The organism is Candidatus Neomarinimicrobiota bacterium, from assembly GCA_041154365.1.
In the GTDB taxonomy this organism is placed as follows: domain Bacteria; phylum Fidelibacterota; class Fidelibacteria; order Fidelibacterales; family Fidelibacteraceae; genus Fidelibacter; species Fidelibacter multiformis.
Window position 1 is genome coordinate 2,277,410 of the sequence record AP035449.1, and the last position, 15,119, is coordinate 2,292,528.

General features: G+C 48.3%; 9 protein-coding genes. 5 read left to right on the top strand and 4 right to left on the bottom strand.

Annotated elements, in window-relative coordinates; all coding sequences use genetic code 11:
* Positions 1-45: 45 nt before the first annotated feature.
* The 4 genes from strainIA91_RS09750 to strainIA91_RS09765 are packed head-to-tail and all read right to left on the bottom strand — an operon-like array spanning position 46 to position 6,127.
* Complete coding sequence (locus strainIA91_RS09750) at positions 46-1,377, bottom strand: hypothetical protein (RefSeq protein WP_400166589.1); 1,332 nt, start codon at positions 1,375-1,377, stop codon at positions 46-48.
* Positions 1,364-4,522 carry a hypothetical protein gene (locus strainIA91_RS09755; protein WP_400166590.1) on the bottom strand — a complete coding sequence of 1,053 codons (3,159 nt, stop codon included), beginning with the start codon at positions 4,520-4,522 and terminating at the stop codon, positions 1,364-1,366. The genes strainIA91_RS09750 and strainIA91_RS09755 overlap by 14 nt, the downstream gene beginning before the upstream one ends.
* The gene (locus strainIA91_RS09760) at positions 4,519-5,322 is read right to left on the bottom strand and encodes a hypothetical protein (protein WP_400166591.1); all 804 of its coding nucleotides are present in this window, start codon (positions 5,320-5,322) and stop codon (positions 4,519-4,521) included. The genes strainIA91_RS09755 and strainIA91_RS09760 overlap by 4 nt, the downstream gene beginning before the upstream one ends.
* Before the next feature lie 4 nt (positions 5,323-5,326).
* Positions 5,327-6,127: a zinc ribbon domain-containing protein gene (locus strainIA91_RS09765; RefSeq protein WP_400166592.1), complete on the bottom strand. Its 801-nt coding sequence runs from the start codon at positions 6,125-6,127 to the stop codon at positions 5,327-5,329.
* 120 nt (positions 6,128-6,247) lie between these two features.
* Between strainIA91_RS09765 and strainIA91_RS09770 the strand changes: the two genes are divergently transcribed.
* The 5 genes from strainIA91_RS09770 to strainIA91_RS09790 all read left to right on the top strand — a co-directional run bounded on the left by strainIA91_RS09770 (position 6,248) and on the right by strainIA91_RS09790 (position 15,010).
* A complete protein-coding gene (locus strainIA91_RS09770) occupies positions 6,248-6,760 on the top strand; it encodes a flavodoxin (protein WP_400166593.1) in 513 nt (170 codons plus the stop codon).
* 113 nt (positions 6,761-6,873) lie between these two features.
* Complete coding sequence (locus strainIA91_RS09775) at positions 6,874-7,908, top strand: dipeptide epimerase (RefSeq protein WP_400166594.1); 1,035 nt, start codon at positions 6,874-6,876, stop codon at positions 7,906-7,908.
* Positions 7,909-10,320: 2,412 nt separating this feature from the next.
* Complete coding sequence (locus strainIA91_RS09780; RefSeq protein WP_400166595.1) at positions 10,321-13,173, top strand: T9SS type A sorting domain-containing protein; 2,853 nt, start codon at positions 10,321-10,323, stop codon at positions 13,171-13,173.
* Positions 13,174-13,619: 446 nt separating this feature from the next.
* Positions 13,620-14,261, top strand: coding sequence for a TetR/AcrR family transcriptional regulator (locus strainIA91_RS09785; RefSeq protein WP_400166596.1), 642 nt, complete (start codon positions 13,620-13,622; stop codon positions 14,259-14,261).
* Positions 14,258-15,010: an outer membrane lipoprotein-sorting protein gene (locus tag strainIA91_RS09790; protein WP_400166597.1), complete on the top strand. Its 753-nt coding sequence runs from the start codon at positions 14,258-14,260 to the stop codon at positions 15,008-15,010. Before strainIA91_RS09785 ends, strainIA91_RS09790 begins: the two co-directional genes overlap by 4 nt.
* The last annotated feature ends 109 nt before the right edge of the window (positions 15,011-15,119 follow it).

Consider the following 15,119-nt stretch of genomic DNA (forward strand, 5'->3'; position numbering starts at 1 on the left):
TCCTCATATAAGCTTTTTTATTTTAAATATCAAACGGATTCTCAATCAGAAAGTCCAGCCCACATGAATTTTCCCCTGAGTCTGAGGTTCCTGCACATCGAAACCCAGAAGAATTTTCAACCGGGATGTTCCCGCCGGCAGGGATAAGCTGGTTCCTGCATGAATCAGAGGACCGGATATTCCTTCCATCCATGCCCAGTCGACAAAAAGTCCAGCCCGGAGAAGTCCGTCGTCCACCCCTCCCTCCAGGATACCGCCGGTGTACCAATCCACCCGGTACTGCTCAAAGAAAGCCCCTCGCAGGAATGTCCCTCCACCCAGACGAAATTGTTGATATCCGGCCAAATCCCCTTTTGAAAAAACTCTCCCCCCTAAAAGTTTTCCCCATACATACCAGGGTTCATTACGGATGCGTATTTCTGCCTCGTAATCCATGGGATATTGAAGGCTGTCTTCTCCGGTCCGGATACCACCTGTGACCGACAAACGATACTGCCATGCCTGCCGTGTGATATCCTCCAGGCGAAGATTCAGTGCTGAAATATGGCGGGTACCTTCTATCACACCGGCGCTGTCTCCAGCATCGGTGGTGTAAACATCCTCCCGGGAAATCACCAGTCCCACATCGGTCACCCTGTTTTCCCAAATGAGTTTGAACCGGCTTTCCCGGGTCACATAAAGTGTATCTTCGTGTTCCTGCCTGAACCGAAGGCCGGCGGAAAATCCCGTATTCAGCAGGTAGGGTTCAAACCAGTTTACCGTAACCCGGTTGGTTCTTTCAGAGGGATGATACCAGGAAAAATCCGCCTGGCGTCCCAATCCCAGAAAATTCACCAACCCAATATCAGCCTGCCCCACAAGTCCGCCAGCCCGATTTTGATAACTGAGAAGGGCATCAAAGGAAAAATCCTCCACCCGTTCTGCATAAAAACGGAGGGCAGAGTCTGAAATGTCGTGCCGGTTTACTGTTTTCAGCCAGGGACTCTGATTCAGCCGGTTTTGAGCCTGACGGATCCGTTGGATGTTATAAGGACCCGTCAGGTCATCCCGGATCAATCTTTGCAAACGGTGCACTTCTACTGGTGTAAATTTTCCAAAAACCACCGTATCAATGTGTACCGATTCACCGGGAATCAAGCGGTACGTGACATGGACAGTGTCGGAGCTTCCGTGATAAGCGGACAGAACCAGTTCGGCATAGGGATACCCGTTACCGGTCCATTGTTTCAAAACACGATCCAGCGTTGTGGGGATATTTTCCGGCATCATCACGCCCAGTGTGTCTGTGCCGATGGTAAGACATACCGGTCTATTCCCTGACGCTGCCAGGGGGAAAAAGAGAAGAATCATCAGGCAGAAAATTTTACAAATACGCACGGGCCTCCACACGGATAAGGGTTACCGATTGACTTTCTCCCCGTTTTCGGTACTGAAAGGTTCCATTCAGGGAAACCATATCACTGAGCCGCCGTTCGTACCGAAACATAAATTGAAGGGTATATCCTGCAGGAAGTCCATCCGCCACTTCATAGGGCAATGGCTGATCATATTCTGTCTTCACCGAGTTCAGACCAAACCGACTGTTGAGAAATTCCCCGGGGATCCGGCTCCAGCTTCCGCTGATTTCTCCTTCCAGACGCCGGGTGGAAAAATCCTCCTGGAGAAAAGTACTGGAAATGGCAGTGTACCCTGCTGAAATACCCACATCCAGGGATCTTCCGGGTGTCCGGTGAATTTCCGCCTGAATACCCCGGCGATTGTTTTGCACAGAATAGGATCCCAAAGGAAAACGTTCACGTCGATCATGTCCCAGAGAAAATCCATATTCCTGATATCCTTTTTCTCCCCGGCGCCGCCAAAGGATTTTCCCTTCATCCTTCCCGGACAAGCTTTCACTGTGAAGGTCCCGGGTATTCTGGATGCGGACATGATCCGTTGTCAATCGGAGGGACCGGTTTTGACCGGAAGACGTAAGGGTCAGATCGTGTCTGGCCCGGATTGTCGCCAAAAGAATATTTTCCCGGGGTTGAGTCAAAGAAAGGGTTTGAAAGACTATCAGATCATCGCCTCTGTATTCCAGATCTCCGGCAAAGCGATAACGCAGTGAAAACTTGTCGAAACGATGTTGCCAACGGGTGTTTAGTGTGCTGGCATGAATAACCTGATCCAGCCGGTCATTGGTCTGTTCACGACGAAGCACATAATTTCCCAGGGGATCAGGGACATACTCACTGTAGGTTTCATCCCAGCGGTATTGTCCCATGCCATCGGCGACCCGGATGAAGAGGGCTTCCCGGCGGTATTCAGAGGTCCGGTTGATCCGGGTTGTCAACTGACCGGAAAGGTTTATGGACGGAACGGTCCACTGAAGCCGGTTACTGGTGAGAACGGTTAAATTCTGACGTGTATCCTGCCGGTCCAGACGGCCGGTCAGATCTCCCTGCCAACGGATATATTTCCTGACATCAAATCGCCCTTTCAACTCCAGATCGTGTTTTTGGGAATAGCGGTCAAACCGGGAACCGTTCCATTCAAAATCTTCCCGGTAGCGGTATTCAAGTCCCGTCTTTTCTCCTAAGCGGATTCCACTCCGTAAAATATCATTCCGTTCAGCATAGGCACGCCCCAGAGGCTCAAACAGGGTCCTTTTCCATCCGGCATAAAAGGTATGGACTTTTCCTGTGATACCCGCCTGATAATAGGGAAGCCAGTGGGAATCCTTCAGGCGGAACCCTTCCCATGCAAGGGCGATCTTTTTTCCAACAGATCCAGAAAAAGAAAGACGGTGTCGTAAAGAATCTGTCCGGATACCGGCGCTTTGCCAGGCCAGGGTTGTGTGAAATTTGTCCGAATCATACACCAGGGCATTCCGGGTGTTGAAACGGAGAGTATCCCCGGGATGATAGCCCATGTCCCGGGAAAGAGAAACGGATTCAGGCGCTTCGTAGCTTACAAAATGTTCCGATCGGCTCCAGCCGGTACTTTGAAATGTCAGGTGAGCCACAGGCAATTCAGCCTGCCAGTTCCCTCCGAAGCCTTGATGCCGGGTAGCTGTACCGAATCCCCGATCAAATTGTGAAAGGGTCACCTGACCGGAAACCATACCCTTCAGCAGCTTCATCCGGAAATCCCCTCCCAGATGGGAGAGGGTTTCGGGAAAAACCACCGGTCTGCGTGGAAAATACTGGGATAAAGGATCCTCCGGGGCATATTCATAATAAGGCAGCCCATCTTCATGATAGCGACGGATATATCCCCCGTTTTGGTTTTCCCTGAAAAAGCGGACCCGGTGTGTGCCGTTTTCCTGTCCTGTGTAGAGCCAGAAACCCTCATTAGACCAGACATACGCACCACTTGTATCGGTAAGGGCAGTGGAAAGATAATCGCCTTCTATAAGGGTGGATAGTGAATCGGGACTGAGATTGGCCATACTTTCATCCAGGGGACGGGAAGCGTCGTCAGATTCCCGGAGGGCGTAAAAATGAACCCCCCACCGGTTTCCTGCATATCCCACACGGCCACCAGTACTCAGACGTGGGAACCATTCATTCCGGTACCGGTATTCCACAAACACCTGATCCTCTTTCGATAAAAGGTGTCCGGCAGAAAACGTAAGTTCGGCAGCGGCATAATCCACCAGATATTGGGAGGATTCCAGGCGGGTGCCGTTCAAATAAACCCGTTCCGACCCGGGGACAATCATCACTGAGGAAAGAGAACCAGACATAAGGCGGTAAGGTCCCTGATCACCTTCACGGATACTTATTTCCCGGCGGATAAACCGGCCGGAAGGACTCCCGGCAAATCCTTCCCAGGATAGTGATTCCGGAGATTCTTTCGGTGAAGCCACGGTGACCCCTGTCAGGTGACCGGAATATCGGCTGAAAGGACTCCAATCTGTGCCAACCTGCAGATCTCCCAGTCGCCCCTTGCCTCCCGGGGTTTCCAGTTCCAGATAAATCTGATCCAACTCCTCAAGACTCTGAGACGACATGGCAGCTTCAAAAGGTGTTTCATGATCTGAGATCACACCACTCAGCATAACATCCGGTAAAAGTTCACCGTGAATCTGTAAATCCATCCCACCGGACACACTGCTCTGGCCGTTGGTACTCACCTGCACAGAGCGGAAAAGGGTCCCCCGTGTTCGGACACCGGATGAGGGAATGGCCGACTGGGCAGATGTTTCGATACGGCCCTTCTCATCGGAAAAGAGTTCCGGTACATAGCGGACACCGGAAGAATATCGAAGTGGCAAAGACCAGTCCGGTGTGGAATAAAAAATCCTCACCGTGTAAGAGGCTCCGGGATTATCCAGAACCACCCAACGCCCTTCCACAGGATCCAGGGCCCAACGGAGTGTATCTGCAGGGTTTTCCCACTGAATAGAATCAAGTGTTACCAAAGGATGAGACAGGGAAAAGACTGTCTGTCCCTGCCGGACGATAAAATCTTCCTGATACGTAGCAGAAAACATCAGCGTCACAGCTAAAAAAAAGATTGTAAATATGCGGAAAATCACGGTGTGGAGATTCCTTTGGGCAGGTAGAGGTCAAATCCTCCGGGGATGAGTGTGCCGTCTGGATGAATCCGGCTGTTTTTCCAGATTCTAAGGCAGGATTTATCATCGATTTTTTCAGGAGAAATTCCCCGGGAAAACATCCAGGTACCTTCCGGACCGGAAAGAAAGACACACTCTTTCCATCCTCCTGCAAGATATTGAATACCCAGAGAATCAGGAATTTGAAACGACTGAAGCAGCCGCCCCTGAGTATCGGCAATCCAGACGACAGATTCTGCCGGTGAAAAACAATAGACACTGTTTCCATCATCTATAAGGGATAAATCAGGTGGTATGACGGCAAAAAAACGTCCGGCGCCCCAGGGTACAGGTGTGGAGAATCCCGGGTTGAATTGCCATATTTTTTGATTCAGGGCATCGGCCAACAACCAGCTGCCGTCAGATAAAATGAGAAAGGCTATAGGATCTTCTATTTGGGATGGAAGAGTAAGAGAACCAAGATAATTCAGGTCTGTATCAAATTCCAGGATGGTTTTACCAATTCTGTCCAGCACCCAGACAGAAGATGGAAACTGGAGCTGGAGACCTGCCGGTTCCTGGAGACGGGACATCAGTGCCGGTCCATCTCCCCGTTTCATTGTTTCTTCGGGAGAAAGACGGACAATAACACCATTCCGGGCAGATAACAGGTAAAGGCGTCCCATAGGGTCGCTTTCGGCATAATCGAAAGACATACCCGGCAACAGAATCGGAATACACAGCAAAAACAAAGCAAAGAAACGGGATAGGTATGTAGTCATACATCTAATACTTTTTACCGCAGAAGGGACAAAAAAGGTGTCCGGTTGTTCTGGGAGCACCACAATAACCGCAAAAGCGCATGGCATGGGATTCCCTTTCCGTATCGTCATGGACAGGCCGGACAACCCGACGGATCAGAAGAGCCAAAATCAGCATAAGGATAAAAAGGCCAATACCAATTCGCCGGACAGCTGGCGAAAGCTGGCGCCGGATGGGTTCTGGCGGTTCCATGGTTCCGGGAGCTGTTAGTTGTCTGCTCGGATTGATGTAACGAAGGGAAACCATAAAGGGTTCCTCCGGGCGGATTGCAGCGAATTTTGTCATACTATAAACCAGTCCGCTCCTGTCTTTCACCTCCCGGGTCCATGCCGTGGCATCCATAAAATCAAAATCAAGGGCAGCCGACGGCTTCTGAATCCGGATGTACAAGGTATCCACTGCTAAATTTGAATAGAAAAAATAATCATAGGACCGGTAGGATGTATCGGGAAACATATCGTAATAGGTCATGGTGAAATGATCTCCCCGGGGGGTAAATCGAATCATGTTCATGGCATCGGCCGTGATAATCTTCTGGAAATCCAGGTACCCTTCCCGGATCCGCACATGTTTCACAGATTCGGGGATAACAAAAACGACAGGGGCTACACTATCCATGGACATTTCCATCATCACCAGCATCGCAGGCTGGTCGTAATCGGGCCAAAGATCCACCCGTGCTTCCGTGAAACGGGCAGCAAAGAGTGATCCGGCACCTGTCCACAGAAAAAAAAGAATGGCCAAAAATTGAATCCGTAACTTCATGATGAAATTTAATGGTAAGAATCATATAATATCGAGTGATTTCATGGACAAAGAGCGTTGAAAGTGTATAATATCGTGACCTTTGGAGCCGGGAAGAGACAAAAGCATGAAGGAGGCACTATGAACATCGGCATATTCTATGGATCATCAAGCGGCAATACGGAAGAGGCGGCAGAAAAAATCAGACGGGGACTATCCCTTCCGGAAGGGAACATTTTTGATATCAGCGAAACGGAAGCTGACGCATTTGATCACTACGACGTCATCATCTTTGCCAGCTCAAGCACAGGAACAGGCAACATGCAGCCGGACTGGGCGGAATTTCGGGATGAGCTGGAGAAAATTGATTTTTCCGATAAAACTGTGGCCTTCGTAGGCATGGGGGATCAGATGATGTTTCCCGACTCTTTCCTGGGGGGTATCAGTCACCTCTACAGCCTGGTAGCCAAAAAAGCCGAACGGGTCATCGGCGGGAACTGGCCGGCAGACGGCTACGAATTTGAGCATTCCAAATTTTATAAAAAGGGACGTTTCCGTGGTCTTGCACTGGATGCAGACAACCAGCCTGAACTGACAGATGAGCGGATTGAGCGTTGGATCGGACAGATTCTGGAAGAGCTAGGGTATGAGTGAACCTGGGATCAAGTGCCCCTGGATTGAAATTCGGGGCTAACTTGTTCCTGAAATTCCACCAACGATATGTTAAATTCCAACATTTGAAAATAAATAATGAATGAGGTTTGACTATGGAACTGAAACTGCACGAATTTGATTTACCCCTGAAATATAAGTTCGGGATTTCACGGGAGACCCGGACGGTGCAAAAAACAGTGATTGCCGAAGTTATTCAGGATGGCATCAGCGGATATGGCGAAGCCGTGGCTAACCACAAATATTACGGGTTTACCGTGGAAAAAATGTTTGCCGACCTGAATGGACTCCAGGAGGACTTGAAAACACGGAATCTCCTGGAAATCACACCGGATGCCCTGTGGTCAATCTACCATCCCAAGCTGAAAGCAAATCCCTTTGCCCAATGTGCCCTGGATATGGCCCTGTGGGATCTTTACGGAAAGTTGAAGGGGAAAAAGACCTGGGAGTTGTGGGGACTGGATGCCTCCAAACGACCGGTGACAGATTATACCATTGGTATTGATGACATTGAAGTCATGAAAAAGAAACTCCTGGAGTTTAAAGACTGGCCGGTTTTTAAAATCAAGCTGGGAACCGACCATGACATGGAGATTATGCAGGAACTGCGGAAGGTAACAGAGGCCACGCTGCGGATTGATGCCAATTGTGCCTGGACCGCCGAACAGACCATCGAATTTTCCAAAACCCTGAAAGAACTGGATGTGGAATTCATTGAACAACCTTTGCCGGCAGAAGACTGGGAAGGAATGAAAAAAGTGTATGAAAAATCTGTCCTGCCGGTCATCGCCGATGAAAGCTGTGTTCACGAGGAAGATGTGGATCGCTGTCACGGCAATTTTCACGGGGTAAACATCAAAGTTGTGAAATGTGGCGGACTCACGCCGGCTCTGCGTATGATCCGCCGGGCCCGTGAACTTGAGATGAAAGTCATGGTAGGGTGCATGACCGAATCCACTGTGGGCATTTCCGGTATAGCCCAGTTGATGCCCCTCCTGGATTATGTGGACGCAGACGGGCCTGCCCTGCTGGCCAAAGACATTGCAACAGGTGTGACAATTGATAAGGGCGTTGTTTCTTATTCTGATGTGCCGGGGAATGGTGTTGTTTTGAGTGGTGAGTTGAATTGAGAATTGAGAATGGATAATTGAGAATGGATTTTTCTCCCGCAGGGTGCGCTGAGTTGCAGAGATAATTGCATTTGGACACGGTCTTGTTTCGTGGAATTCAAGCACTTTACTTCGTTCGAATTTTAATAGCTGTTTCTCCGTATTTAAATTGTGGTGCTTTTATACATACAGTGTCACGAAGTCATTGGCTGGCATTTTGAGATGATCACCTGTGGGCAATTTATTCCATGATCCCATCTCTATAAGACTGCTTCACAGTCCAATCAGTAACCGGGATGATGGATACAAGTCGATAAACTGGAGAATGATTCGAAGATTCATATATACGAATAACAATATTAACTTGCGTCATGTCGCATTTCGGTGTATTTTACCCCCGGGGTGGGGGGCGTTACCTAATCGAATTCATATATCTTGTTTCACTTATAGCCTTTGCAGTAATTGATTACAATATCATCCAATGAATAAAAGTCAGAATATCTAAGTCTCAAAATCTGCAATTTTCTAAAAACATACACTCAAAACTCAAGACTCCAACTCAGAGGCAGGACACATCCTGCCTCTACAACTCTCCACTCTCCACTCATTCAATGTATCTTACCCCCGGGGTGGGGGGCGCTACCTAAGCGAAATCATATATCTCGTTTCACTTATAGCCTTTGGAGTAATTTTTTACAATATCATCCAATGAATAAAAGTCAGAAAATCTAAGTCTCAAAATCTGCAATTTTCTAAAACATACACTCAAAACTCAAGACTCCAACTCAGAGGCAGGACACGTCCTGCCTCTACGACTCTTCACTCTCCACTCTCCACTCATTCAATGTATCTTACCCCCGGGGTGGGGGGCGCTACCTAAGCGAAATCATATATCTCGTTTCACTTATAGCCTTTGGAGTAATTTTTTACAATATCATCCAATGAATAAAAGTCAGAAAATCTAAGTCTCAAAATCTGCAATTTTCTAAAACATACACTCAAAACTCAAGACTCCAACTCAGAGGCAGGACACGTCCTGCCTCTACGACTCTTCACTCTCCACTCTCCACTCATTCAATGTATCTTACCCCCGGGGTGGGGGGCGTCACCTAATCGAAATCATATATTCCATCTCTCCTATAATCCCTGTGCTAAATCAAATGAATCGCCAATTCTATTAAAGAAGTTAGAAGGTGGAAGTTGGAAGTTAGCGTCGCTTCGCTCCTAGTGTGTGTCGAGATGTAGGGACTGGCCGTGGCCTGTCTGAAGTTGGCGTCGCTGCGCTCCTGATGGTTGGTTCAGGGATTCAGGAGCTCATGGGATCAGGGGTTCAAGGGTTCGGTGGTGGTACAGGTTCCGACTTTCGACTGAAAAAGTGACGAGTAACGCGTGACAAGTGACAAGTGGTCCAATCGAATCCCCTGTGAAATACGCTGCGCTCATTTCACGGGGCAGGCAATCATATCCTAGAAGTTGGAAGCTGGAAGTTGGAAGTTGGCGTCGCTTCGCTCCTGATCGTTGGTTCAGGGGTTCAGGGGCTCATGGGCTCAAGGGTTCAAGGGTTCAATAGCCGCTTCGCGGCTTTCAAACGCTGCTGCGCAGCGTTCAAGGATCTCACTGCGTTCGGTGTTCAATTCCAGATATGCGGATTTCAACGGGTGACTTCTTTTTTAAACACTGCGAAGCAGTGCTGGAATGCTGAGCGCAGCGAAGCTATTGAACGGCACGAAGTGCCGCTTGAATTATTAAACGCTACTTCGTGGTGTTCATGAACCACTGTGTGGTATTCCAACGCCTAACGGCGTTCAAACCCCATTTCATGGGGTTCAAGCACCTCACTGCGTTCGGTGTTCAATTCCAGATATGCGAATTTCAATGGGTGACTTCATTTTTTGAACACTGCGAAGCAGTGCTGGAATGCTGAGCGTAGCGAAGCTATTGAACGGCACGAAGTGCCGCTTGAATTATTAAACGCTACTTCGTGGTGTTCATGAACCACTGTGTGGTATTCCAACGCCTAACGGCGTTCAAACCCCATTTCATGGGGTTCAAGCACCTCACTGCGTTCGGTGTTCAATTCCAGATATGCGAATTTCAATGGGTGACTTCATTTTTTGAACACTGCGAAGCAGTGCTGGAATGCTGAGCGTAGCGAAGCAATTGAACGGCACAAAGTGCCGCTTGAATCTTATAACACTGTGCGCAACGAAGTGCCAATCCCACAATCCCCTGTGAAATACGTTTCGCTCATTCCACAGGGCAGGCAATCCCCCAATCCAATCAATCAAATCAATCTGCTGTCGACTGTTGACTGTCCACTGCCGACTGATGACTGCAGACTGTCGACTGACGACTGCCAACTATGGGTATTTACACTTTGTTTTACTATATTCACGGGGTTTGACTGTTGAATGATAATGATAAAGGATTCTTATGAAAAAATGTACACTTTTCATGATGTTTTTGTTTTTCTCATCGCTTTTATATGGTGAATACTCATTCAGATCACAACTGTTCGTCCCCTGGGGACACACAGAAAAAACCGTTTGGTATGAAGAAGCTCCCGGCGGACGGTTCGGCCCTACGGCTTTTCGTGTCACCAAAGATGATATACAGATACTGGATGCCCGAAATCAATCAGTTAAAATATTTCAGAATGACTCTCTGATCAGGCAACGGCCTTTCAGCTGTCCCACCGCTGACGATTTTATCCTGGAAAACGGTGATCTATACCTCCTGTCATCCAACCATGTGAAAAAATCTGTTGATGGTAAATTCATCCCAGTCTATAAACCGGAGAGTTTCCGGGAACGGATAACGGGATTGCACGAATCCTCCTCCGAAAATATCTACCTGCCGTCGGCAAGCGGTAAAACATTTGTTTTCGACAAAGCAAAAGGAAATGTGACTAAAACCCTGGAAGGCACGGCTATCCGGGAAAACAATCCCGTGCAGATCCAATTCCAGCCCGGTAATCCCATCCATATCCGAACAGAATCAGGAAAGACATTTACCCTGAAAGTTGAAAATCCCGAACTGGTCCGACTGATCGGCACGGACGGCAAAGGGGATCTCTATTTTTACGTAGAAAGAATTCTCCAGGGAGCTCCTCTGAAAGTGGAACGGTTTATTCTTGTCACGACCGGTGGCGGATTCGAACACTCACGCATTCACGTCCCCGTACACATGTGGACCGAGATTTTCCGGGAATTTCAGGTGGATGAATCCGGCAACATCCACCACATGATCAGCACAGAAGAAGGGATACATATCATCAGCTGGATCCGCACAACAGGAGGTGACAAAACATTCCGTGAATATCATTACCCTGAGAAACTGGATCGTAATGTCCATTACAATCAACTCATTGATGAGAGTTGGGAGGGTAAACCCGAAAACCCTCAAACAGAGCCGGCGCCCAAGGGAGTCACCCGGGATGAGGCGCTGGCGATTGCAGATACTTATGTTCAGCATGTCTGGAATTGCCGGGCAGAAAATTTGACCAATGGCCGGATCACGGTCAATGGCATTGAAGTGGAAACACCCTCCTGGATTCAGATCGGACAAAATCAGAAAATTCCCTATAAATGGGGTGGATTTCATACACTGGATCAATATGACAGCGGACTTTTAAACAACAAATATGCCGGGGATATCGCCACCAGCGGTGTGAGCAGTGCGGTTGTTGGCGTGGATTGCTCCGGCTATGTGAGCCGGTGCTGGAAATTAACCTCTCACTATGCAACCAGTATGATGAATTCCAACACAACACTTTTTACCAAAGTTTCAGACTGGAACCAGTTTCTTCCGGCAGATGCCATCCACAAGGTGGGACACGTGCGCCTGGGTGTAGCCCGGAATGCAGACGGATCCATCCTTGCCGTGGAAGCCGCCGGAAGCAGTACGGGCTGGAAGGTGGATTACCGGAATTACACCCTGGCGAACTTATCCGATTATACCCTTTTAAAATATACGGGTATGAGCGGTGGTGTAAGCTACCTTTCCCAGCCTGAACTCCTGACGGTTTCATCCTTGCCCGGCGATTCGGTGTCCATCACCTGGACCCCTTTCAGTGGGGAAGGCAATGAAACCGATGTGAAAATTATATTTGATTCTGTAGACGGCACCATACCGGCTGTTCCCGACACCCTTATTCCCCTGCACCTGAATTCCGTGGCTATGCCGAAACCTGCCGATCCCCTTTTTGTGACCCTGATCTCTGTGGATAAAGATGGCAATGAAAGCATGCCATCCGATACCTATGGAACCTCGGGGATGAATGAAGATGACCCTTTTCTGATTGTGGATGGATTTACACGAACGGGCTCAGGGGCCAGTTATGTCCTCCCCTATCATGATTTTGCCCTGGCACCGGCAAAAGCCTTATCGAATTGGGATATACCGTACCAGACCTGTACAGCCAAAGCAGTAACCGATGGATTGGTTTCCCTGGAGGATTATCGTGCGGTTTTCTGGAATACGGGAGATGAAAGTACAATTGATGAATCCTTTTCGGATGAGGAGCAGGGACTGATCAAGACATATCTTCAACAGGGTGGCCGTTTTGCCGCGACCGGATCCGAGATCGCATGGGATCTGGATAACAAAGGTTCATCCACGGATAAAGATTTTATTCGGAATTACCTGAAAGCCGCTTATCAGGTGGACGACGCCGGGAATGTCCCGGTGAAATTGCAGACCGGACCTTTTACCGGCGTTCTTCTGGAATACGACAACGGAGCCCATGGGGTGTATGAAGAGGATTATCCGGACGGATTAAGTTCCGTCAACGGCGGATCCGCCTTTCTGGAATACCAATCCAGTCCACGCTATACCGCCGGAGTGAGTTTTCATGGTACTGCACCTGAAGGAACAGCAGAATGCCGGACGGCTTTGGTGGGATTTCCCTTTGAAACGGTATGGGAAAATGAGGAGCAAATTCTGCTCATGGCTACACTGCTCTGGGAACTGGGTTTTGATGAATACCCCCTCCATACAGAGACGCCGGAAATTCCCGGTGATTTTGTTTTGCACGGTAATTATCCCAATCCATTCAATGCCACAACTGTTATCCGTTTTTCCCTGGCTGCTTCTGCAGATATCAGCTTAACAATTTATGATCTGGCTGGACGGGAAATCCGGTCTCTGATTCAGAAAAATTGTGCATCAGGACCCAATGCCCTCTCTCTTGATTTATCCGGATTACCCAGCGGTCTGTATCTCTATTCACTCACTTCAAATGCAGCGAACCAGCATCGTATAGGAAAAATGACACTGGTCAAGTGAGTTCAGGGGTTCAATAGCCGCTGCGCGGCTTTCAATTACCACTTCGTGGTGTTCAAGCACCTCACTGCGTTCGGTGTTCAATAGCCGCTACGCGGCTTTCAAACGCCGCTGCGCAGCGTTCAAATGTCGACACCTGGAATCCTTGAACGGCACGAAGTGCCGCTTGAATTCTTGATCGCCGAAGGCGTTTGAACACTGAGCTCAGCGAAGTACCAATCCCCTGTGAAATACGCTGCGCTCATTTCACGGGGCAGGCAATCCAATCAATCTATTCAATCGAATCAATCGACTTCCGACTGCCGACTGTCGACTGACGACTGTCAACTAAACAAGTTCTAAACATTTAAACGTCTCAAAATTTCTATTGACAAAAATCAAGCAATCTCCTTATCTTTAATTGACTGACCGGTCAGTCATAATTGAAAGGAGTCAGTTTTATGTCGGCCATGCCGAAAGATCACAATAAAAAAAAACGGATCATCAAAGCTGCAATGGATGTCTTTGCCCGGGACGGGCTTCAGAAAGGAACGGTGGACAAAATTGCCCGGCAGGCAGGTGTCGCCAAGGGAACCGTCTACGAATATTTCCCCAGCAAAGAGGCTATTTTTGAAGGCGTGTTGTATGAATTTTTCCTCAGTGTCTCACAAAATATGAAAAAAGCCCTGGAAAAGGAATCCGACCCGGTTCAACGCTTTGACACCATGGTTGATCTCATGTTCGATCAGTGGGATTATATCATTGCTCACCCGGATGAATATGAGTGGATTATTCTTTATGAAATCTTCCTCTATGTCCTTAGAAAGCAACGGGAAGGGCACTCCCACTCCCTTCTGGAAGATATAACGGACCAGGTTTTTACACTCTTTGAACCGATGTTTGAAATCATCCCCGGTTCACAGAATCATGGACAGGACATCACCGATACCAAATTGAAAAGTTATCTGCTCTTTTCCGCCCTTGACGGAATAACCAATTACTATTTTATGTTGCATACACGATACGATCCTATAAAAATGCGTGAAATCACCAAAGACTTTTTAAAACGGGGACTGGGAATCGAGAACCGGTCCCGGGAGGATAAATCATGAAAAAATGGACAATAGCGATCATTCTTTTACTCCTATCCGTATCCATTGTGCCCGCACAGGATCTGACAGGCCCTGAAATCCTGGACAAGATGATGGGGGTGATGAATCCGGAATTCTCCCATGCGAAAATGAAGCAAACTATTATCACAACAACAGGGCAGACCCGGACTCTGGAATATGAATCTTTCTCCGGCCAAGGTGGAAAGAATGTGATTATGCGCTATCTTGAACCGGCACGGGTCCGTGGAAATGCCATGATGATGACGGATTTTTCCGATAATATCTGGATGTATAACAAACGGACAAACCGGGTACGCAAACTGGCATCCCATGCCCGGAAGCAGAAATTTGAAGGCTCGGATTTCACCTATGAGGACATGGGCAGCGGAGATAAATGGGAAGAAGACTATGAGACCGTTCTGAAAGGGACAGAAAAAGTGGAAGGTACTGACTGCTATGTCCTTGAGATGACCGCCAAATCTGATGATGAAACCTACCAGAAACTCCTCTGTTTTGTGGGTCAGGAAGATTTCTGTCCCCGGCGCATCGATTATTATGAAGACCCTGATATCCTGCTGAAATCATTGATCCTCTCCGATATTCAAATCATCCGGGACATTCCCACACCCATGAAAATGACCATGAAAAACCACCTGGAATCCTCTGAAACTACCATGGAATACACCAATGTCACCTACGATGTGGAATATCCCGAATCCTTTTTCAGCGAACAGAATCTTGTAAGATAAGCCTCCCGCAGAGACCGCGGTGGCGCAGTGGGAATGAAGGCACAAAGCAGGTCTACTCGGTGACCGGGATGATTGGACTGTCGACTGACGACTGACAACTATAAAAAAG